This is a genomic window from bacterium (genome assembly GCA_035307765.1).
Taxonomy (GTDB): Bacteria; Sysuimicrobiota; Sysuimicrobiia; order Sysuimicrobiales; family Segetimicrobiaceae; genus Segetimicrobium.
Map to the genome: position 1 here is coordinate 1 of DATGHU010000026.1, position 20,606 is coordinate 20,606.

The 20,606-nt window shown below is 63.2% G+C and carries 19 protein-coding genes and 1 pseudogene; 9 read left to right on the plus strand and 11 right to left on the minus strand.

Going from position 1 to position 20,606, the window contains the following annotated elements; all coding sequences use genetic code 11:
• Positions 1-415, minus strand: a 415-nt coding sequence (locus VKV57_07965; GenBank protein HLW59845.1) for a BON domain-containing protein, incomplete at its 3' end; no start/stop codon positions are given.
• Positions 416-1,262: 847 nt separating this feature from the next.
• Here VKV57_07965 and VKV57_07970 point away from each other — a divergent pair.
• Complete coding sequence (locus tag VKV57_07970) at positions 1,263-2,027, plus strand: transposase (protein HLW59846.1); 765 nt, start codon at positions 1,263-1,265, stop codon at positions 2,025-2,027.
• Between the two features lie 245 nt (positions 2,028-2,272).
• Here the strand turns inward: VKV57_07970 and VKV57_07975 are convergent, their stop codons facing one another.
• The 6 genes from VKV57_07975 to rpiB form a co-directional block, all read right to left on the minus strand.
• On the minus strand, positions 2,273-2,707 hold the full coding sequence (locus tag VKV57_07975) for a universal stress protein (GenBank protein HLW59847.1): 435 nt from the start codon (positions 2,705-2,707) through the stop codon (positions 2,273-2,275).
• A gap of 76 nt (positions 2,708-2,783) precedes the next feature.
• On the minus strand, positions 2,784-4,052 hold the full coding sequence (locus VKV57_07980) for a helix-hairpin-helix domain-containing protein (protein HLW59848.1): 1,269 nt from the start codon (positions 4,050-4,052) through the stop codon (positions 2,784-2,786).
• A gap of 339 nt (positions 4,053-4,391) precedes the next feature.
• A complete protein-coding gene (gene dhaL / locus VKV57_07985) occupies positions 4,392-5,084 on the minus strand; it encodes a dihydroxyacetone kinase subunit DhaL (protein HLW59849.1) in 693 nt (230 codons plus the stop codon).
• 112 nt (positions 5,085-5,196) lie between these two features.
• Positions 5,197-6,219 carry a dihydroxyacetone kinase subunit DhaK gene (locus VKV57_07990; GenBank protein HLW59850.1) on the minus strand — a complete coding sequence of 341 codons (1,023 nt, stop codon included), beginning with the start codon at positions 6,217-6,219 and terminating at the stop codon, positions 5,197-5,199.
• Between the two features lie 28 nt (positions 6,220-6,247).
• Positions 6,248-7,051 (minus strand): triose-phosphate isomerase, encoded by an 804-nt coding sequence (locus tag VKV57_07995; protein ID HLW59851.1) that lies wholly within the window; start codon positions 7,049-7,051, stop codon positions 6,248-6,250.
• 58 nt (positions 7,052-7,109) lie between these two features.
• A complete protein-coding gene (gene rpiB / locus VKV57_08000; GenBank protein ID HLW59852.1) occupies positions 7,110-7,601 on the minus strand; it encodes a ribose 5-phosphate isomerase B in 492 nt (163 codons plus the stop codon).
• Between the two features lie 257 nt (positions 7,602-7,858).
• On the opposite strand from rpiB, the gene VKV57_08005 reads away from it, so the two are divergent.
• From VKV57_08005 to hxlB, 5 genes are all read left to right on the plus strand, one after another.
• Positions 7,859-8,863: a substrate-binding domain-containing protein gene (locus VKV57_08005; protein ID HLW59853.1), complete on the plus strand. Its 1,005-nt coding sequence runs from the start codon at positions 7,859-7,861 to the stop codon at positions 8,861-8,863.
• Between the two features lie 93 nt (positions 8,864-8,956).
• Positions 8,957-10,465: a sugar ABC transporter ATP-binding protein gene (locus tag VKV57_08010; protein ID HLW59854.1), complete on the plus strand. Its 1,509-nt coding sequence runs from the start codon at positions 8,957-8,959 to the stop codon at positions 10,463-10,465.
• On the plus strand, positions 10,462-11,532 hold the full coding sequence (locus VKV57_08015) for an ABC transporter permease (GenBank protein HLW59855.1): 1,071 nt from the start codon (positions 10,462-10,464) through the stop codon (positions 11,530-11,532). Before VKV57_08010 ends, VKV57_08015 begins: the two co-directional genes overlap by 4 nt.
• A gap of 13 nt (positions 11,533-11,545) precedes the next feature.
• Entirely contained in the window at positions 11,546-12,454 is a 909-nt protein-coding gene (locus tag VKV57_08020) for a TIM barrel protein (protein HLW59856.1), read from the plus strand.
• Positions 12,455-12,603: 149 nt separating this feature from the next.
• Positions 12,604-13,164: a 6-phospho-3-hexuloisomerase gene (hxlB, locus tag VKV57_08025; protein HLW59857.1), complete on the plus strand. Its 561-nt coding sequence runs from the start codon at positions 12,604-12,606 to the stop codon at positions 13,162-13,164.
• A gap of 15 nt (positions 13,165-13,179) precedes the next feature.
• On the opposite strand, the gene xylB is transcribed toward hxlB, so the two are convergent.
• From xylB to VKV57_08045, 4 genes are all read right to left on the minus strand, one after another.
• The gene (xylB, locus tag VKV57_08030) at positions 13,180-14,688 is read right to left on the minus strand and encodes a xylulokinase (protein HLW59858.1); all 1,509 of its coding nucleotides are present in this window, start codon (positions 14,686-14,688) and stop codon (positions 13,180-13,182) included.
• A 162-nt stretch (positions 14,689-14,850) separates the two neighbouring features.
• Positions 14,851-16,026: a VLRF1 family aeRF1-type release factor gene (locus VKV57_08035; GenBank protein ID HLW59859.1), complete on the minus strand. Its 1,176-nt coding sequence runs from the start codon at positions 16,024-16,026 to the stop codon at positions 14,851-14,853.
• Positions 16,027-16,332: 306 nt separating this feature from the next.
• Complete coding sequence (locus VKV57_08040) at positions 16,333-17,322, minus strand: aminoglycoside phosphotransferase family protein (GenBank protein HLW59860.1); 990 nt, start codon at positions 17,320-17,322, stop codon at positions 16,333-16,335.
• Positions 17,323-17,334: 12 nt separating this feature from the next.
• Positions 17,335-17,514 (minus strand): hypothetical protein, encoded by a 180-nt coding sequence (locus VKV57_08045; GenBank protein ID HLW59861.1) that lies wholly within the window; start codon positions 17,512-17,514, stop codon positions 17,335-17,337.
• A gap of 599 nt (positions 17,515-18,113) precedes the next feature.
• On the opposite strand from VKV57_08045, the gene VKV57_08050 reads away from it, so the two are divergent.
• The 3 genes and pseudogenes from VKV57_08050 (at position 18,114) to VKV57_08060 (ending at position 20,603) form a co-directional block, all read left to right on the plus strand.
• On the plus strand, positions 18,114-19,094 hold the full coding sequence (locus tag VKV57_08050) for an IS481 family transposase (protein HLW59862.1): 981 nt from the start codon (positions 18,114-18,116) through the stop codon (positions 19,092-19,094).
• Between the two features lie 134 nt (positions 19,095-19,228).
• On the plus strand, positions 19,229-19,777 hold the full coding sequence (locus tag VKV57_08055; GenBank protein ID HLW59863.1) for a dihydrofolate reductase family protein: 549 nt from the start codon (positions 19,229-19,231) through the stop codon (positions 19,775-19,777).
• 62 nt (positions 19,778-19,839) lie between these two features.
• Positions 19,840-20,603: pseudogene (locus tag VKV57_08060) on the plus strand (IS5 family transposase).
• Positions 20,604-20,606 lie beyond the last annotated feature (3 nt).

A 20,606-nucleotide genomic window follows, 5' to 3' on the forward strand; every position in this document is an offset into this window, starting at 1 on the left:
CGGACAACTTCGAGACCGCACGATGCGCTTCGTCGCACTGGGTCCATCGGTCCACGGTTCCCGTCAGCGTGACCATACCATTGGACACGGTCGACTGAATCCGCTCGTGCGGCACAAAGACATTCCACTCCAGCGCCTGCCTAACCGCCTGCGCAACTTCGGTGTCGGTGCGCCCATAGCGGCTTGGGATACGGATCTGAATGTCGTTCGCCACATCCAGAACACCCACTACCTTGTGTGCGGCCTCTTGAGCGGCGATTCTCTTCGCATAGTTGTCCACGGTCCCGGTAAGCGTGACGACCCCTTTGTTGACCTCCACCCCCACATCCGTTGCCAGGACGCGACCGTCCCACTTGAGTTCGTCGAGGACACTCTTTTGAATCTCGGCATCGCTCCTCAACACTTTTTGAGTCATCGCCTAGCCTCCCCTCTTTGATCGACGATCTCCTCAAGTTCACCTCCCTCCGCCGCAAACATGATGGCCGTCGTTTCCACTCCCTGTGAGGAAATCGGTGGGGCCGAAGGATGATCGACCCACCGCGGCCACGGCGAGGGCAACCGCGTTCGGCCGGTCGTCGTGCCCGCCCACCGGATGACCGACGCTGTCCTCAAACATTGGGTCGGGGCCTACCACCTTGTACTCCTTGCCCGGACAGAATCAGTTAACCACTCTCCCTCCCATCTACATTCTCGACAGTAGGCTTCATAACCGGGGACGAGGTCCAATTCGGCCCCACACTGGGGACACCTGGCTTGGTCAGGCCGATTTTCGATCCTGGAACGCGTTGGTCGGCATCTAAATTAGCGTAGCCCCGATCTGATGGGAGCATCGTCCTGGGTAGACGACCTTTCGTAACAACCTTCTCGCTGCCCGCGGTTGCCATCGCCTCCGCTCCACAAAATCACAACTCCCGTCAATTCATAGGATAACTTCCCACAAGTCTGCAGACAATCGGGTCAAAACCCGATTGAACTTGCCAATGACAATCTGTTGCTCGGGGAAGCCGTCGATACAGGAGGAGTCCCACTCTGTTCCCAGCTCGGTACACCGGAGGCATGAAGGCGCTCACCAAGGATGGTGCCACAGAAGTAACGGTCTGCCCCGATCCATAAGTGAGAGGATTGGCCGTTCGGGCTTAAGTCCGTCGTATATAGAATACTTGAGTGTGCTATTTCGATGTAGTGATGTGATGAAAAGGCTGTGCCCCCAGAAGAACGAATGGCAAGGCGAGTTGCTCATCTCGCCGGGGAGGTCACAGCCTATGCAGTACATCGGGATTGATATTCATAAGCGCTACACTTTCTACACACAGATGGATGCGCTGGGGCAGATTCAGCGACAGGGCAAGCTGACCAACAGCCGCGAAACATTGGCCGAGTTCTTCGGGAAGGTAGCGGAACCGGCGCGCGTCGTGATCGAGGCCAGCATGAACTGGTACCATCTTTACGATCTGCTCGAAGATTTGGATATCCCAGTCACGCTGGCGCATCCTCTCCGGACGCGGGCTATCGTTGAAGCGAAGGTGAAGACCGATAAAGTGGATAGTACAATCCTCGCGCATCTGTTGCGGACCGACCTCGTCCCTGCAGCATACATCCCGCCCCGGGAGATCCGGGATCTGCGCGAGCTCCTGCGCTACCGAGCCGCCCTGGTCAAACTCCAGACCATGGTCAAGAACCGGATCCACGCCATTCTCCTTAAGCATGGGTATCAATGCCCCTACACTGATGCATTCGGGCGGCGAGGCCGGCAATGGCTGAGTGCGCTCTCTCTGCGGCCCGTCTACCAACAGGCGCTCGGTGGTTTCCTGAGCGTCCTCGACACGCTCAAGACCCAGATTCAAGCGGCCGCGCATACCATCGACCAAGAAGCCGAAGCGACCCCGGTCGTCGAGCAGCTCTGCACTCTGCCAGCGGCTCCAGGGGATGCCAAACGGGCGCTCTGCCGGATTGTAGGGTGGCGGGATGGCACAAACGATCGTGGCCGAATAGGAGTCACCACCTACGATCGCCAGGAGCTAAATTAGGTGGCGTTCGGGATTGGCCAGCGCCGGGCTCACGACGGAAGCGTTCGTGAGGGCGGCGCCACCTGAGCGATGAAGAACGCGCTGTTCTGCGCGACCGTGAGCACCAGGAACACGCTTTTCAGACGAACTCGGGGATACGCCTCGCGCCGGCGCGGCGGGCGAGAGCATGACACCCAAACACGTCGCCAGCACGGTGCAGGACCGCGAGCGGCTTTTGATGTGCACCTGAGTTGCTCGCAGCGTAGTTATCGAACGACCATGACGGGAAGATGGGCTCCGTGCAAGACGCGCTCGCTGACGCTGCCGAGGATGAGGCCCCCTATCTGGCCGAGGCCGCGCGCTCCCATAATGATCAGGTCCGCCTTCTTCTCGCCGGCAAGCCGGATGATCTCTGCGGACGGATCACCGGACCGATAGTCACGCTCAACCGGGACATTGGCGCTGACCAAGGGCTTGGCCGCTTCCTGCAGGAGCTCCTGGCCCGCCCTCTCGAGCGCCTCCTCCAGCCCGGCATAGTCCACAAACACGGGATCCCCAAGAACGGCTGATGCCATCACGGGGATGTGTCCGACGTGTACCAGCGTCACGTGCGCCTCACGCAACTCTTGCGCCAGCCGAACGGCGAAGTCCACGGCGCGCCTCGCATGCATGGACCCATCCGTGGCCACGAGGATTCTCATCAAGACCTCCCCCCGACGCATGCCATTTGGAGTGTCGACGCCATGACGTTCAAAGCTGGCCCGATGGCGGCTGACATCACGTCGCCATACGCGGATATAATTTGGCCGCCAGGCCGACGAAGACGGTGACCGCGAGCAGGAAGACACAGAAATCCACCGCGAGGCCGAGCGTGCTGCTCCCGCCGTTGACCATCAGCGCGCGTAGGGGTCGACCTGGTAGGTCAGCGGGTTGATGGCCGAGAGCGCGCGCAGCCAGCCCGGCATCAAGCTGAGCGTCCCCCTGCAGGTCCCCCGGATGTCGGCGTCGTCGATCAGGGTCGGGAGCCGGTGCCGGAGGGCAGCCTCGATCTCTCCTCGGTTCTCCCTCAGCTCCGACGGGATCCAGTCCATCCCGAGAAAGTGGTAAAAATCTCGCTCCCGCTCGAACGTGTGCAGCGTGCGGCCCCCCTTGATGCCGTGCTCTGAGATCGAAAACCCGTTCCCCACGCCCCAGGTCCGCAGGGCGATGTTGTGTTCCCTGGGAGCCGGTGAAATGCGCGAGCAGCGAACCGTACTCCCTCCGCAGCAGAATCTCCAGATCCAGCTGCACCCCATAGGCGTGGATGATCGTGGCTTTGGAGTCCCCCCTGGCCAGCACCTGCTCGACGCCACGATGCGTGACGAACTGCTCGATCGCGCGTTTGGGATCCGCGGCGGCGCAGACGATGTCGATGTCCCCAAAAGTCTCCCTCATCCGACGCAGCGAACCCACCGCATGGGCCTGCGACACGCCAGGACACTGACGCAGTGCCTCAACGAACTCGCGCGCGATGGGCTCGGCAAACGGCAGGAGGATTCGTCCGGAGCGTCGCTTGAGTGGCGCAATCCCGGTCTTGATTCGCTGCCGGGTCTTCGCCTTGAACACCTTCGCGGCCCGGGGCATGTCGATGGCCTCCTCCAGGTCGGCGATGCTCTTGATCCTCAGCGCCTGCGAGAGCTTTTGCGCGGTCTTCGGCCCGATGTTGGGGATCTTCATCAGCTCCAGCGTCACGGCAGGGATGGTCTTCTTGATCCGCTCATAGTAGCGGAGGCGGCCGGTTTGCAGGAGTTCCTCGATCTTCTGGGCGATCGAGGCGCCGACGCCAGGAATCGCATCCAGTGCGGCCCGACCGCCTCGCCCGTACAACTCTCCCGCGTCTTCGGCGAGGAACTCCAATGAGCGGGCGGCGTTGCGGTAGGCCTTGATGCGAAAGAGGCTCTCGCCCTTGATCTCGAGCATCTCCGCGATCTCGTTGAGGATTCCCGCAATCTGCTTGTTGGTGAGGTATGTCCGCGCGGGCGAGGGCGCAGCAGTCGGAGCGGCCATGCGATGCCTCCCTCTAACGTGGAGTGACCTGGCCCTTGGTGGGGCCTTCACGACGAAGCGAGCCGGCCATCCTTACGTATCATCATACGGGGGCTGGGGAGCGTACAGTTACGGATACTCCGGCGGCGCGCTGGTGAGGCGATGGTTCACCAGCCGGCCCCTCATGAGGTCTCCGAGAAGGATGAGCCGCGTGGGATGCCACCGACCTCAGCGGTGTCCTGGCCCCAAACGGCACGCGTACGTCCGACACCTCCATCACCAGTCGTTTCTGATTCGGATTGGAGGGTGGCGCGTTGCACCAACAATCCAGCCGGGCGGGGATGGCTCTTGAACACGCGCTCACCCTCCTGACCGTGCGGTTTTCGCCGGCACAGTTTCAGACTCATGCGTGCGGTACTCGGCTTGATAGCTCACCGACAGGGCTTTTATGATGAACGCGAACGAGGTGGCTCCCGGATCTTGGTGACCGATCGACCGCCCACCCAGGTAGCGGGCCCGCCCCTTGGTGGCTCTCATGTTGATCGTCGAGCGGGCACCTTCTTCCGCCGCCCGCGACGCCCGTTCCAGGGCGCTCCTCATGTCGAGTCCCTCCTTGGCTGCTTGCTCCAAGGCCTCTGTCGTAGGGGCCAGCGCGTCCACCATGGTCTTATCGCCGACCTCGGCGTGCCCGATCGCCCTTATGCCGTCCAACGCCGCCCGGAGCGCCTGGGCCAAGTCGGCGACGGTCAGTTGTTCCTTGCCCTCGGCCTGAACCGCCAGGCGCGCGAAGACCGTACCGAATATCGGCCCAGTAACGCCGCCGATCCCTCCAATCAGCGATGATCCAACCATGCCAGAAATCGTGGCGATGTCCCGCTCCTGCACCGCGGGTAGTTTCTCGGCGACAGCACGGAAGCCTCGAACCATGCTGATTCCGTGGTCTCCATCACCAATGATCGAGTCCATACGGCACAAGGAATCTTTCGCTTCTTCAAAGGCTGTGACCATGCGATTCAGTGCCGCGACGAAATCTTTCCGGGTCAGTTCACTCATGCGGGGACCTCGCTCTCCGTGAGTGTCATGTCTGGGGGCGGCTCGAGTCCACGAGTGCCCTCCGGGGCTGTTGAATTGTCCACGCGCTTTCCACGCCTCGCCAGACTCACGTCTAGCCTCGCAACGATGCCGGCACCCTGCTGAATCCCGGCGACCAGGCCGGATCATCCCAGAGCGACCGCAACTCGTCGTCCAACCGCATGAGGGTGATGGAGCATCCCGCCATTTCCTGAGACGTGCAGCAGTTGCCGGCCAGCCCCTCGTACACATCGATGCCCTTCTCGGTCAGCTTCTGATATGCGCGCCGGGCGATGATGAACAACTCCATCATGGTCGTCGCCCCGTAGCCGTTGATCAGCAGGTTGACCTGATCTCCGGCCCTGAATGGAAGATCGGGCAGGATTCGGTCGATCATCAAAGCGCACGTGTCGTCGGCCGTCTTGAGAGTCGTGCTTTCCACCCCCGGCTCGCCGTGGAGACCCATGCCCACCATCATCTCGTTGTCGCCGATGCTGAAGATCGGGACGTCCGTCCCGGGGAGCGTGCACGAACTCAGTGCTACCCCCAGCGACCGACAATTGTCACGCGCTTTTGCCGTCACCCGGTACGCCTCGCCCAAAGACCATCCCCTCTCCGCCGCGGCGCCCGCGATTTTGATGACGAACAGATCGGCCGCCGTTCCACGCCGCTCGTCTTCCTGGCCGCGGGGCGCCGATGCGATGTCGTCCCAGACTCGTACCATCTTGACAGTGATGCCCTCCCCCGCGGCCCTCTCCTCGGCCAGGCCGAAGTTCAAATTGTCGCCGGTGTAGTTGCCGTACACACACAGGACACCGGAGCCGCCGTTGACGCTTCGGAGTGCTTCGAGAATAGCATCCGGGCCGGGGGACGTGAAAATGGCTCCTTGGACTGCCGCGTCCCCCAATCCCTTGCCGATGAACTCCAGGAACAGAGGCTCATGGCCGCTTCCCCCGCCGATGACGACCCCGACACGGCCGCCCTGAGGCATCGCTCTCCGGACGATGACGTTCATCCCCGGTATCTGACGGAAGTGCCGGCCGTTGAGGGCGACAAATCCCTGTACCAGCTCATCCGCGACCTGCAGGGGGTCGTTGATCAGCTTCTTCATTTTCATGGTCTTCGCCCTTTCAACCTCAAGGGACTCAACGGGAGTGCTGGGCAACGGAATCCCTCCTCTGCATGGCCGCACACTGCCTCGCATGCTCGAACGCCTGGATACACTTGATGAACGAGGTGACGTCCCACGAGGCCCGGCCGATGAACAGGCCGTCCACCTGCGGCTGGCCGGCGAATCCCGCCAGATTGCCAAGATCCACACTGCCCCCGTAGAGGATCGGAACGTCGGCCGCGACCGGACCGTCGTAGAGTTCTGCCACGGCCCTCCGGATGGTTTCGTGCATGCCGTTGGCGTATGCCGGGTCCGCGGGGGTTCCCGATTCTCCGATGGCCCACACTGGTTCGTAGGCAAACAACACGCTCCGCACGGTGCGCTCGGGCACACCCTTGAGGGCGATCTTGACCTGCCGGGTCACGGACTCCACCGCCACGCCGAATTCCCGTTCGGTCCCAGTCTCTCCGATGCAGATCAACGGACGCAGGCTGTGCTCCAGCGCCGCGAGGACTTTGCGGTTGACGGTAAAATCGGTCTCACCGAATGCGGCGCGTCGTTCGGAATGCCCAAGTTCGACGATGCCGACCCCGAGATCTTTCAGCATCAGCGGCGAAATCTCTCCGGTAAACGGGCCTCCACGTTCCCAGTGCATATTCTGCGCCCCCAGGTGAGCGTTGGAATCTTTTAACGCTCGGCGGACCGTGCTGAGCGCCGTAAACGGCGGCACAATGAAGAGGTTCACCCGGACATCGTTCTCGGCGAGATAGTCCCCGAGGGTCGCGGCGTACGCTTCGGCCTCGCTCAGGCGCTTGTTCATTTTCCAACCGGCACCCAGCCACCCGAAGCCCGCGGCTTCACGCGGATCGTGGCGGAGCGGAGAGACTCCCGGGTCGCTAGATGCGCTGGGCCGGAGCATGACGGTATCGCTCGTCTATCCGCGCGATCTTGGCGACCTTCGGGGACGAGCGTCCCCCTTGGAACTCGCTCGCCAGCCAGAGATCGATCAACTTCTTTGCCACGGCCGGGCCGACGACTTCGCTCCCCATCGTGATGATCTGGGCGTCGTTGCTCGCGCGGGCGCGCTCCGCCGTGTACGGATCGTGCGCGCACACCGCACGCACCCCGGGGATCTTGTTCGCGACGATAGCCATGCCGGCGCCGGTCCCGCAGATCAACACACCGCGATCGTATCTCCCCTGGCCGACGGTCTCCGCAACCATGAGCCCGATATCCGGATAGTCGACGGGTTCCGCGCTGGTTGTCCCAAGGTCGTCCACGTCGTAGCCCTTGTCCCGGAGATAGTCGCGAAGCATGTTCTTGAGAGGCAATCCAAAATGGTCAGAGCCCATCACGATCTTCCCGCGTTTCTCGTTGGCGTCGCTCATCTTCACGCTCCAATCTCCGCCGAGCGGTTACAAGAACATTCTCTGCCAAAGCGGCCGGGCAGAATATCCGTCCGAGAGTGTATCCGCATTCAGGCACCGACCTGATTCCGCCGGGGAGCCCGGCGGCATAAAATTTGTATGTAGTTATGTAGTGTAGAGAGCGTTCGCGATTCGTCGGCTTCTCAGCGAGAGGGGGTCCGCGTATGCATAAAGCGGTCGTCGTCTCCGGCGATGGTTGAGATCAAGGGGGAGGTGGAATGATGGGACATGAACGTGAGGCATCGATCCCGCGGCGTGAGCTTCTCAAGGGGATGACGGCGACGGCGGTCGCGCTTGGAGCCTCCGGCGGCCTGGTGCCGGCGCTGAATCGGACCGCGGAAGCGGCAGTCATGAAGTCGTACCGCTTCGTCATCGTTCCCAAGGTGGTTCACCCGTGGTTTGATGCGGTCGTCGACGGGGCGAAGGCTCAGGCCAAGCTCATGGAGGAAGCCACGGGGTCGAAGTTCGTCATCGACTACCGGGCTCCGTCGAAGGCGGACGTCGTCCTCCAGAACACCATCCTGGAACAGGCCGCGGCCACAAAGCCGGACGGCATCACGCTGGATCTGCTCGACGCAGCCGGCAACCGAACCGTGCTGCAGTCGATACAGCGCCTGGGGATCCCCGTCGTCGCCTTCGATTCAGTGGCACCCGAGGACCTTCACATCACCAGCATCCAAAACGATTTTGCCGAGCAGGCGCGGATCGCCGATGATCTGCTGATAAAGCTCCTGGGCGGCAAGGGCAAGGTCGCGATCATGCAGGGCTTCCCTACCGCGCCAAATCACCGGATTCGCTATCTGGCCCACAAGGCGAATTTCGCGAAGTATCCGGGGATTCAAGTTGTGGCGGAAGGCATCGACAACGACAGCATTGAGACGGCTCACAGACAAGCCATCGCCATTCTGGCCGCACATCCCGACCTGAACGGCTTCGTTGACTGCGACGCGGCGGGACCCATCGGCGTGAGCCTGGCCATCAAGGAGGCGGGCCTCACAGGGAAGGTTCTGCACGTCGGACTCGACGAATCTCCAAAGGAGATTCTGCAATACATCAGGCAGGGCGTGATGCAGGCCTCGTCGGCGACCAAGCCCCTCATGCAGGGGCAATGGGCGGTCCTCGCGCTGTGGATGCGAAAAAGCGGCATGCCGTTGCCCAAGAGCATCGACACCGGTATTTGGGTCATCACGAAAGACAACGTTGACACCTATTGGAAGACGTAGGCTGCAAGGCGGACGATTGCACGCGCCGCTCGGGGGTGCCCCGGCCTCAGGTGACCGGGGCCCCCGGGCGTTCCCATGGATGGGGTATGCGTCGTGCCGGTCCTAGAGGCGACGGGGATCACGAAGGCCTTTCCCGGCGTGGTCGCACTCGACGACGTCAGCGTGGCGTTCGAACCCGGGCGCATCCACGGGATCGTCGGCGAGAACGGTGCTGGAAAGAGCACGCTGGTCAAGATTCTGGACGGCGTCCTCCGGCCGGACAAGGGCACCGTACGCATCGAGGGCGAAGACGCCTTCACGCATCCCCGGCTCTTCGAAAAGATTTCCTACGTGCCCCAGGAGTTGCTTCTGTTCCGCCACATGACCGTTGCCGAGAACCTGTTCATGCCGTTCTGGACGTCCGGCGTTCACGGTCTGATCCGGCAACAGCGCCTGTTCGCGGAGGCTCTTCCGTGGCTTGACCTCTTCCAGATCGACGTGGCACCGTCCAGGCTCGCCGGCGACATCTCCGTCTCCAATCAGCAGTTGTTGCAGATCGCCAGGGCCACCGTCAAAGAGCAGGGCAGGATTTTGGTCCTGGATGAACCCACGACGAGCCTAACCGCGAAGGGCATCTCTCGCCTGTTCGAGGTGATCCGGCAATTGAAGAGCCAGGGCCGCAGCATCATCTTTATCTCCCACAAACTCGATGAAATTTCCGACCTCTGCGACGAAGTGACCGTCCTTCGAAACGGGGTAAAGGTGGGGTACTCTCGGATGGGTGATGTGGACCACCGCTGGCTGATCCGGCACATGTCCGGCCGCGACATCGACGAGGGACATGTATTCCGTCCGAGAACCCAAGAGCAAAGCATCGTGCTAGAGGTGGAGGGCCTATCGGGTCAGGGGTTTGCCGACATCAGCTTCTTACTCCACCGCGGTGAGATTCTGGGGTTCGCGGGCCTCGTGGGCGCTGGGCGGTCCGAGATCATGCAGACCGTGTTCGGCCGCCTGCCCGCCAAGGGCGGGAGGGTCCTGCTGGACGGCAAACCATTGAAGCTGGGCAACCCGCGCCTTTCGATCCGTGAGGGGCTGGTCTATCTACCCGAAGAACGCCGGCAACAGGGAATCCTCCCCTTGTTGAGCGTGCGGCACAACATCAGCATATCGACCCTTCGGCAGCTCACGACGGGAGGCGTAATCTCCGCCCGTCGAGAGAGCGCCCTCGTGCAGAAGATGGTCGATACCTTCGACATTCGTACGCCCTCGCTGGAACGACCGATCATGTTTTTGAGCGGCGGGAATCAGCAGAAGGTCGTCATTGGACGCGCCATGGCGTGCGTGCCGAAGGTGCTCATCCTAGACGAACCGACGAAAGGCATCGATGTGGGGACCAAGACCGATCTGTACGGGCTCATGCGGGACCTGGTCGAAGGCGGAGAAACGAGCATGATCTTCATTTCGTCCGACCTGGATGAACTGCTGAGATGCGCCAATCGCGTCATCACGGTATACGGCGGCAGAATCGTCGGAGAGTTCAACCCAGAGGTATCCGGCAAGACCGAAATCATTGCCTCGATGATCGGTGAAACCGTGAGTGGCGGGGTGGAGATCCTCCAATGAAGGCGGCGACGAAGGGCGCGACCGATGCTCAGGTGAAGTCCGCGGCGAAGGATGCGACCGCGCCAACGAAGCCCGCGGTGAAGGGCGCGGCCCCTGCCTCGCCGGCGGTCGTCCGGCTCGTGAACCTCTTCAAGCAAGGCAAGACCAGCGGGGTCCTTCTCGCCCTGCTGTTGATTATGGCCATCGCGTCCATTGCGTCGCCGTACTTCCTAAGTACGTTCAACATGCAATCGGTCATCCGGGCAATGGCGTTTACGGGCATGGTCGCGATGGCGCAGGCATGCCTGTTGATCCTTGGGGAACTGGACCTCTCGGTTGGCGCGGTGGCGGGGCTTTCCGGAGTACTCGGCGGCGTCTTCATGGTTTGGCTTAACATCGATCCGTTCGTGTCTTTCGGCCTGGGCCTCTTGTCGGGTGCCGTCTTCGGCCTGATGAACGGTCTCCTGGTAACGTGGTTGGAGTTGAACGCCCTGGTCGTGACGATCGGCATGACGGGCGTGTACCTGGGCATCAACCTCGTGATCTCGCAAGGCAAGGCCATCATTGATATTCCGCCGGCTATCTACTTCCTGGGACAAGGCGTGGTTCTCGGCATCCCCATGCCATTTGTGATCATGCTACTGGTGCTGGCCGTGATCGTCTTTGTGGCAACCTACACCCCGTTCGGACGGTACATGTACGCCATCGGCAACAGCCGGGAGGCAGCGCACATCCTCGGGGTGCCCGTGAACCTGGTGCGGACGCTCACGTTCATGGGGGTGGGCTTGGTGGCCGCCTTGGCGGGAATGGTCATGGTGGCCCGGTTGGGGACGTCGCAGCCCAGCATCGGGGACACGTGGGTGCTGGATTCTATCGCCGCCTCCGTGATCGGCGGCGTCGCGCTCACCGGCGGCGTGGGCAGCCCAGCCGGCGCGCTGCTCGGGGCTGCCATTATTGGGGTTGTGCAGGATGTCATCGTACTCTTTGGCGTTTCGCCATACTACCAGACGGCGGTAAGCGGCATGATTGTTGTCGGTGCCATCGCACTCGACGCCATCTCACGCAAGATTGCGCGGGCGAGGCAATGAGGGGGGAGGCGGCATGAAGATCGGGCTCAACTTGTCATTTGCGGTCAAGCGCTGGCTCGCGCCGGCGCCGCTTGCGGCCATGATCCGCAACGACTTCCGCACGGAGCATGTCCAATTCACATGGGATCTCGTCGATCCCTGGTGGCCCTCCGGCGAGCGCGACGCGATCGCCCGGAGGTGGAGCCGGGCCCTCAGACAGGAAGGCCTGCTGCTGGGAGGTACCTTCGGAGGGCTCGCTTCGTACACCTATCCGCAGCTTCTGGCGCCGACGGTTGAGCAGCGCCGGCTGTCGCTAGAGTTTTTCAAGCGGGCCGTGGATATGACGTCGGCGATGGAGGCCGCCTGCATCGGCACGCCGCTCGGCGGCATGAGCCACGAGGACGCGGAGGACGAAGGCCGGCGCAGGGCGATTTACGCCGAGGTCCTCGACCTGGTCCGGGAGCTTGCGTCCTATGCCAAGGCTGCAGGTCTGAAGAAGATCCTTGTGGAACCGACGCCCCTCTCCACCGAGTTTCCCAGTGATCCCCAGGGCAGCCTGCAACTGATGTGGGATCTGGAGGGGACGGCGGTCCCCATTCGGCTCCTCGTCGACTGGGGCCACGTGCTGTTTGAGCCGCTGCTCAAGGAGCGGGCGGACATGGGAATTTGGCTCGCGACGTGTCTGCCCTATATCGACTGCTTCCACCTGCAGCAGACCGATGGACAGTGGGATCGGCATTGGGGCTTCACCAAGCTGGGGAAGCTGAACGTGAACCTGATCAGGCAGACAATCGAGAGATACAATGCGGGCGATCGGATCCAATACGTGGAACTCATCTATCCCTTCGAGGAGACAGACGAGTGCGTCTATCAGGACGTACGAGAGACCATGACGATGCTGCAGAGCGCTCTTGGTGAAGCGGCGGCGTCCGCCCTTCGGTGAGGAGGTCATCTTCCCCGGCGCATGGGCCTGGCCGGATGACGTTTTGACCTCCTCCACCCCGCAAACGGCATGGAAACCGAGGCCGCTCCACACCTGAGCGAGGCGGCGCCCGGCTGTCTCACGCGCTGGCGCGATCGAGGAGGCGTCTGATGGGCGTTGGCCTGAATGTTCGGTCTCAGATGGTCGACGAGGTGCGCGACGTGTTGCTGAAGATCCCCGAGGCGACCACCGGGGCCTTCGCCGACCGCCTTCGCGTTGCGCAGCGGGTCTTTACGTATGGCGTGGGCCGAGAGGGCCTGGTGCTTCGGGGCTTCTGCATGCGGTTGTTCCACCTGGGGCTTGATGCCCATGTGGTCGGCGACATGACAACGCCGCATCTCGGCCCCGGGGACCTCCTGGTCACCAGTTCTGGACCCGGTTACTTCTCAACCGTCGCCGCGTTGATGGGCGTCGCACGCGCGAGCGACGGCAAAGTCACGATGTTGACGGCGAATCCGGGTGCAGAACTGCCCGGCAAGGCAGACGATGTCATCGTCATCCCGGGTCAGACAATGGCGACAGGCGGAGGCGAGCGGGCGTCGATCCAACCGATGGGTTCCCTCTACGAGCAGGCGATGTGGCTGTACTTGGACTACGTGGTGCTGCGACTGGCGCACCGTTTGGGCAAGTCCTTTGCCGACATGAGCCGTCGGCACACGAATCTGGAATAAGCGTTCTGAACTCGATCAGGTGCCGGAGATCGGGGCCCCCGCCAGCCTCGCGAACGATGGGCGAAGGGCCGGATAGAGCGCACGGTACGTTTCGTAGAGGGCGTCGTATCGAGCGCCGACGTTGGGCCGCGGTTCCGCACGGCTCGCTACGCAAAGACCCGCCTCGCACGCCGCTTCGATTGTCGAGAATAGCCCGGCGCCGACACTCGCGAGCAGCGCCGCGCCGTACGCCGCTCCCTCGGTGATGTTCATCACGACGACCTCGACGCCGAGGACGTCCGCAAGGATCTGGTTCCATAGCCGGCTTGCGGCGCCCCCGCCCGTGGCTCGGACCTGCGTGATCTCAACGCCCACGGCACGGATAATCTCGAAGGAATCACGCAGCCCAAAGGCGACTCCCTCCATAACCGCACGCACGAGATGGCCCCGCCCGTGCACGAGGCTCAACCCCACGAAGGCCCCGCGCGCGTTGGGGTCTGGGTACGGAGTCCTTTCCCCCGTTAGGTACGGGAGGAACACGAGCCCCTCCGCGCCCGGAGGTGTGATTTCGGCCTCGGCGTCCAACGCGCCGTAATCGACGCCGGATGCGAACGCCTGGCGCAGCCACCGAAGGGCACCACCCGCCGAGAGCATCACCCCCATCATATGCCACCGGCCGGGAACGGCATGACAGAAGGTATGCGTTCGAAGGCCGGGGTCGACCACCGGCGCATCGAGCGTGGCGAAGACAACGCCGGACGTGCCGATCGTCACGCACAACGGGCCCGGGCGTACGACGCCTGTACCGATCGCCTGCGCCGCCTGATCCCCGCCTCCGGCCGCCACCGGGGTGCCGCTGGCCAATCCAGTTTCAGCCGCGCCGACCTCGCTTACCGCCGCGCCGAGTACGGGTGACTCTGTCGCCCGAGGCATCCATTCCGTCGGGATGTCGAGGGCCGCGAGCACCTCGGCGGACCACGCGCGAGCGGTCACGTCGAAGAGCCCCGTGCCGGAGGCGTCTGACACATCCGTCGCGTGAACGTCCGTTAAGCGGTACCGCACATAGTCTTTGGGAAGCAGCACACTCGCAATCCGGGCATAGGCATGGGGCTCATGGTTCCTCGTCCACAGCAACTTCGGTGCGGTGAAGCCCGGCAGCGCGGGGTTGCGGGTCAGCGCGATCAGCCGTTCCCGGCCAACCCGGCGAGTGATCTCCTCGCACTCCGCCGCGGCGCGCTGGTCGTTCCACAGGATGGCGGCGCGCAACGCTCCACCGTTTTGGTCGAGCAGCGTGAGGCTGTGCATCTGGCCCGACAGTCCGATCGCCACCACGTCACGTTTGGAGGCGCCGGCCGCCCCGAGAGCCGCGCGGATGGCCACGCCCGTGCCACGCCACCAGGCATCCGGATCCTGCTCGGCCCATCCGGGCCTTGGGGTCTCAAAGGCATAGGGTCCGACACCTTGTCCTCGCACGTTGCCGGCCTGATCAACGATAAGGGCTCGGGCTCCGGTGGTCCCGACGTCCACCCCGATCACGAACCGCATCGCTGCACCCGGCCCCCTCCACAACCTGCAGGCTCTGGATGATCGTCGACCTCCTGCAGCTGGTCGTTGTGTTGCGAATTCGTCTGCGTCAACTTCACAAGCCAACCAGTACCCAGAACACCAGCATTTAGTATTTATATCTCCTGATCATGACAAAGAGCATTACGCCACCTGGTGCGGGGCACGATAGCGTAGGAGGGCACCGATGCCATCGGTGAGTTGGGAAGACGCTGACGGCCCGACAACCGCGATCCCGGCCCCGTGCCGGCGGGCCAGGGTCGGGAGCAGCTGCCGGAGCGCCACGCGGTCAACTGCTCCCCCGCAGCCAGGGCAGGTCCCGATCGGCGTGGCGCTCAAGTACTCGCATTGCGTACACTGCCAGATGTCGCCGTCGAGATCACGGGCCACCACCAGGGTCTTGACCTCACCCCGCATAAGGGACTCGAACGTGGCTACCCGTCCAATCACCGCGCTTCCATCGGCCTCGACACGAGCCAGCAGGGCCGCCACCAGCCCAGATGCTCTTCGTTCGAGGTCGGCGATCGCTACAGGAAGCGTACGCTCCTGGACCTCGGCGAGGGTGGCATAGGCAGGCAGCGGTACAGTCTCGATCACCCGCGCTCGGACCGCATCCGGGAGAAGCCCACGCACAGTGGCGGCGGCCTCCTCTGAGCCTCCGATGATCACGCGGTCGATGTGACGATCGCCCAGTGCTCGCGCCGCGGCCCGCGCGACTCCCCGCCAGAACTGCCGCCGGCGTTCGTCGACCCGTGCATCAAAAGTGTCTGCTTGAGCCCCGCGTCCGACGCCAGCACCCACCCGCCGCGTGTACGTGTCCGACCGCCCGGCTTTGAAACGCCAGTCCCGGGTGTCCAGCTCCAGCGTTTCATCGTCGACCACTGTCGTCCGCCCCAGATACGCCACGGCGATCCACGCATGCTCCAGGTAGACGGCGACGATAGCGTACGCCTTGTACTCGCTCACTGCCCAGAGCAGAGGCACGAGGTCCGGGCGGCCGAACTGCACACGGTTCGGGAGAGGAAATGGCAAGGAGTATTCGCGCCAGAAATTCGGCGCGGCGAAGATGACTAACCCACGGCCCCGTGCCGGGGCCGTGTCCAGATATGCCAGTACTTTTTGCCCCACCCGGAGCGCTTCACTTCGGACGGGCCCTACGATGCCGGCAAGCGTCTGGCGCACGGCCTCGTGCAGCCAGATCCGATACGCCGGATTCGGTACCCGATGCTCGGGCTTGATCGGATCCACGTCAAGAAAGATGGAGAGGACGTCCTGACGAGCGACGTCCGCAAGATCAGCGAGCTCTCCGACATCAATCATGGGACCACCTCGATCCTCTTTTGAATCTACGGGAAAGATCCTTGCAGTCCTATCGGTTGCACGATGTATCCTCCTCGACAACCTTCTTGGCACCAGCTCCTAGCTGGAGCATCTGACTCCCCTTGTTGAGATGGACGCCCGTTCGTGCTTCCTTAATGGCTCGCAACCCGCATGTTACTTGGTGGATGCTGCAGGCGCTGAACTTGAATCTCCATCGCGTTCGGACGGTCACTCGTCTTGGTTATTGGTTAGTCATGGATCAGGCGGTTGCGGCAGTGCGGACCTACGGCACTATCCACCATACCGCTATCCCCACCACAGGCATTCACCCGCCTCCCACGTCAGGCGCTTCCGGTAGTCCCAGCGCAGCCAGTCGTTGCGCGCGATCCGTAGCTCGGTGAGCGCCATGTAGAAGGGCACCCGTTGGGTGATCGCTCGGAACGCCTCATCGGGACGGTGAAAGCGCTGAGCGTATCCCTTGAGGAACCCCGTGATGAAGGGCTCCGAGGCGTACCGGTCCCCCGCCCTCCAGAGGAAGGCGTGTTTCAACTCCCCGCACACCATACCCACATCGAAGACCCGGTCCGACCGCCTCATCCGCTCCAAATCGATGGCGACCACGTCATCCGATCCCCGAAAGATGAAGTTGGTCGGAGTGGCATCGCCGTGGACGAGGACCTCCTCCGCGATCATGAACGGCGCGCTCAACCAGCGGTCCCCCTGCTTCAGGAACCACGCACCTTGGCCCCGGTCGATCACGCCCTGACGCTGCAGCTTGCCGACGATCCGCTGAAAGTAGGCGCCGACTTCCTCCTGGCGCGCGATGCTCGCTCCCGCCGACCTCTCGTGCAGGGTGTGAAGAAACGAAGCCAGGCGTCGGAGGGCGTGCTTCAATGCGCGGGTGCCGTCGTCGTCAACGGCTCCGCAAATGAACCGGTCGAGGTCCTTTCCCTCAACGAATTCCTCGGCGACGGCCAGCCCGATCTTCTCCTCGCGGCACAGGGGCCTGACCACGGAGTACGGATGGGTGGCCAACCCCAGGTAGCGCAGCCGGACAAGATTCCGGTACTCGCCCTTGATGCGCGCAAGCGTGTGCTCGTTCGACTCGTTCAACCTGAAGAACTTGCCCACGACCGAACTCTTGGTCGTCTGCTCGGAGTAGCGGTAGACGAGGTGGTGGCCCGACATGCGCCGTACATGGAACACCGGATGCCTTGTTTCCGGGTAGGCCCGGAGTGCAAGAACCTCAAACAGGGGATCGTGGTGATCCAACGTCCCCAGGTACGTCTCGGCCACCGCGTGTGACCCCTACCCGCAGAATACGCGGTCCCGATCGCCCCGCGCCACGTAAGTTGCAGGCAGCTCCTCCTGTACCTCTTCAAGGAGGTGCTGGAGGCTCGCCATGATCACGTCGTGCGCCTCGAGCACCTCGTCGAGGTCCGCGTCAGGTGGCTCGACTGCAAACGGCTCGTGGCCTATGCTCTGCATCGTCCTCCTCCACGTCAGCATGACGATCCAAAGGCGAACAACTCTTCCTTGAGTGAATACTAAGATAGAACGCAGGCGAGCGAATATCGGCTGAAGGCCCGATTCTGAGCCGATGGCGAGCGGATCTCACCATCGAACCCGTGCACGCCTGGCGTTTGGGGCCGGCCCGCGCATCGGCCGTCCGCCCAATTTCGTGCTCGGTCGATCGACCGACCATTCCCCTCCCGACGGCGGTTCCGCGCCTAGCCTGGCTGTGCCGGTGAGGTTACGAGGAACCGGTCAACTGTGTGGCGCAAGAAGTACCCGACAAGCGATTTTGGAGCACGCCGTCGACAACATCTCGCCGAATAGACAATCCGGCAGGTGGTGGTAGGCGAGAGTTCTCCATGAAAAACGACATTAAGCTTGAATTCGTGAGCGCCTCCACCCAGCTCCAGGCAATCAGGTGTTGACCTGATACTCCGATGCGCTCTTCTAGGCTGTCCTGTTTGGATGTAGTGTTGACACTGATGGAGGTCTCCTCATGAAAAGAGGGTCACGCCTCTGCCTCCGAAATCTCCAACCGAGGGCTCGCAACCTTCGGAAGGGGGGAGACAGGCATGACCCTCGAGGACAGCGTTCGCCATCACCGGCTCGTGATCATGCAGCGCGCGGCGCTGCTGGGGAATGTGACCCGGGCGTGTCGGGAGGCGGGCATCTCCCGGACCGTGTTCTACCGCTGGCGCCAACGCTTCGTGCGCTACGGGCCAGATGGGCTGCGGCCCCGGCCGACCCGCCCCACCCGCTGGCCCCGGCAGGCCACCCCGGCCCTCGAGCACGCCGTGCTGGCGTATGCGCTGCTCTGGCCGACCCATGGTCCCGCGCGGATCGCGGCGCAGCTCCGGCAGGCCCGCTGGGGCGGCTGGCGCGTCAGTGCCTCGGGGATCTATGGGATTCTCAAGCGCCACGGCTTGCAGACCCGATGGGAGCGGCTGACCCGGTTGGAAGCCCAGGCGGTCCTCACGGCCGGCGTGGTGAGCGAGCGGATGCGGCGCCGGTTGGTGCACCCGCATGTCGAGGCCCAGCGCCCCGGCGACCTCGTCTGCGTGGACGCCTTCTACGTGGGGAAGCTCAAGGGCGTGGGCAAGGTCTGGCAGTTGACGGCGTGCGACGCGGCCTGCTCGTACGCGGTGGCGACGCTCGTGCCGCGGGTCACACAAGGGACAGCCACCGAGTTCCTGCGGGAGCACGTCGTGCCGACCTACCGCCGCGCGGGCCATCAGGTGCGGGCGGTCTTGACCGATGGCGGGCCCGAGTTTCATGGGCGCTTCACGGCGGCGTGTCGCGACCTGGGCATCGAGCATCGGCGCACCAAACCGCGGCATGCCTGGACCAATGGCTTCGTCGAGCGGTTGCAAGGGACGATTCTGGCCGAGTTGTGGCGAGTCGCCTTTCGCCGCACCTACTACACGAGCGTGGCGCAGTTGGAACGGGACTTGCAAGCCTACCTGCGCTTCTACAATCGGGAGCGGCCGCACCAAGGCTACCGGTTGCAGGGGCGCACGCCAGCGTCGGTGTTCGCCGCTCGGAAGGCCAGTTGAATGATGACGACGCTCTTGGTTGGAGTGCAAAAGTGTCAACACCTCGTCCACACTGGACAACCTAGAAGTCATCTCATAAACAGGTCGTGCGGTACCGTCGTACCGGGCTACCCCATCGATGGTACTCTTACGTCATGCGACCCCTTCGGTATTACATCAACGTCACATTGGACGGGTGCTGCGATCATCGTGCAATTCCCGCGGACGAAGACTTGCATCGTCACGCGGTCGAGAACCTCGACCAGGCCGATGCCCTCCTCTTTGGCCGGGTGACGTACGACATGATGGAAGCAGCTTGGCGGCCGCCGGCGCGGACGGGAGCGAGGCCTGATTGGATGGAACCCTTCGCTCGGACGATCGACGCAGCAAAGAAGTACGTCGTGTCGAGCACCCTGGACCGGGTCGATTGGAACGCGGAGCTCGTGCGCGGGGATCTGGGGAAGGCCGTTCAGCAGCTCAAGCGGGAGTCGGGTAAGGGACTGTTAGTGGGAGGCGTGAAGCTCCCGCTGGCGTTGGCGGAGCTGGGATTGATCGATGAGTACGAGTTCGTGGTGCAGCCCAGGCTAGCGGGCCACGGGCCGACGTTGTTCGCGGGGCTATCGAAGCACGTCGACTTGAGGCTCGTGAGCCGGCTGGAGTTCGGCTCGGGGGCGGTGGCGATGCGGTATGAGCCGAGAAGGTAGCCATCGGGCTTGCCGAAGTCATCTCATGAACAGGTCGTGCGGTACCGTCGTACCGGACGGCCATGGGCCTGACCGACAAGCCATGGGCCGTGCTCACCCGATCTTCCGGTCACAGCGGCGACCGATGGCCGAGGCCAGCCGTGGGCCACCCGCGGCGTGTTGAACGCCGTGCTCTGGATCTTCCGGACCGGGGCGCCGTGGGCCGATCTGCCGCGGCGCTATCCGCCGTACCAAACCTGCCATCGCCGCTTCCAAGTCCGGCACCGATCGGGTCGCCTCGATCGCCTCCTGCAACGGCTCGCGGAGGATCTCCGCGACCGCGGGCAGATCGATCTGAGTGAAGCCTTCGTCGACGCGATCTTCGCGTCGGCGAAAAAAGGGGGCGTTGGCGTCGGTCCGACACGCTGTGGCAAAGGCTCCAGAATCATGGCGATTGTCGACCGTGCTGGTCTTCCAATCGCCGTCCACGTGGCCAGCGCTTCACCGTATGAGCCGCACCTCGTCCCCGCCACTCTCGAGGCCCGCTTCCTCGCCGATCTCCCCACCCGACTGATCGGCGACCGCGGCTACGAGCGACCCGCTCGATGACACGCTCATGCGCACCTACGGGATCGAGATGATCGCCGCGAATCGTCGGCGCCGCGCCCACACGCAAGATGGCCGCCCGCTGCGCCGTATCCGCCGACGATGGAAAATCGAACGCTTCTTCGCGTGGCTCCACAATTCCCGGTGCGTCGTCACCCGATGGGAGCGCCACCTCGAGAACACCCTCGGCATGGTCCAGCTCGCCTGTGCGCAGATCCTGCTACGGGCGTTTATGAGATGACCT

Excerpts from the sequence above, each read along its gene's own strand:
- VKV57_07970 (HLW59846.1), top strand. The coding sequence starts at position 1,263 with ATGCAGTACATCGGGATTGATATTCATAAGCGCTACACTTTCTACACA.
- VKV57_07975 (HLW59847.1), bottom strand. The coding sequence starts at position 2,707 with ATGAGAATCCTCGTGGCCACGGATGGGTCCATGCATGCGAGGCGCGCC.
- VKV57_07980 (HLW59848.1), bottom strand. The coding sequence starts at position 4,052 with ATGGCCGCTCCGACTGCTGCGCCCTCGCCCGCGCGGACATACCTCACC.
- dhaL (HLW59849.1), bottom strand. The coding sequence starts at position 5,084 with ATGAGTGAACTGACCCGGAAAGATTTCGTCGCGGCACTGAATCGCATG.
- VKV57_07990 (HLW59850.1), bottom strand. The coding sequence starts at position 6,219 with ATGAAAATGAAGAAGCTGATCAACGACCCCCTGCAGGTCGCGGATGAG.
- rpiB (HLW59852.1), bottom strand. The coding sequence starts at position 7,601 with ATGAGCGACGCCAACGAGAAACGCGGGAAGATCGTGATGGGCTCTGAC.
- VKV57_08005 (HLW59853.1), top strand. The coding sequence starts at position 7,859 with ATGATGGGACATGAACGTGAGGCATCGATCCCGCGGCGTGAGCTTCTC.
- VKV57_08015 (HLW59855.1), top strand. The coding sequence starts at position 10,462 with ATGAAGGCGGCGACGAAGGGCGCGACCGATGCTCAGGTGAAGTCCGCG.
- VKV57_08020 (HLW59856.1), top strand. The coding sequence starts at position 11,546 with ATGAAGATCGGGCTCAACTTGTCATTTGCGGTCAAGCGCTGGCTCGCG.
- hxlB (HLW59857.1), top strand. The coding sequence starts at position 12,604 with ATGGGCGTTGGCCTGAATGTTCGGTCTCAGATGGTCGACGAGGTGCGC.
- xylB (HLW59858.1), bottom strand. The coding sequence starts at position 14,688 with ATGCGGTTCGTGATCGGGGTGGACGTCGGGACCACCGGAGCCCGAGCC.
- VKV57_08035 (HLW59859.1), bottom strand. The coding sequence starts at position 16,026 with ATGATTGATGTCGGAGAGCTCGCTGATCTTGCGGACGTCGCTCGTCAG.
- VKV57_08045 (HLW59861.1), bottom strand. The coding sequence starts at position 17,514 with ATGCAGAGCATAGGCCACGAGCCGTTTGCAGTCGAGCCACCTGACGCG.
- VKV57_08050 (HLW59862.1), top strand. The coding sequence starts at position 18,114 with ATGACCCTCGAGGACAGCGTTCGCCATCACCGGCTCGTGATCATGCAG.
- VKV57_08055 (HLW59863.1), top strand. The coding sequence starts at position 19,229 with ATGCGACCCCTTCGGTATTACATCAACGTCACATTGGACGGGTGCTGC.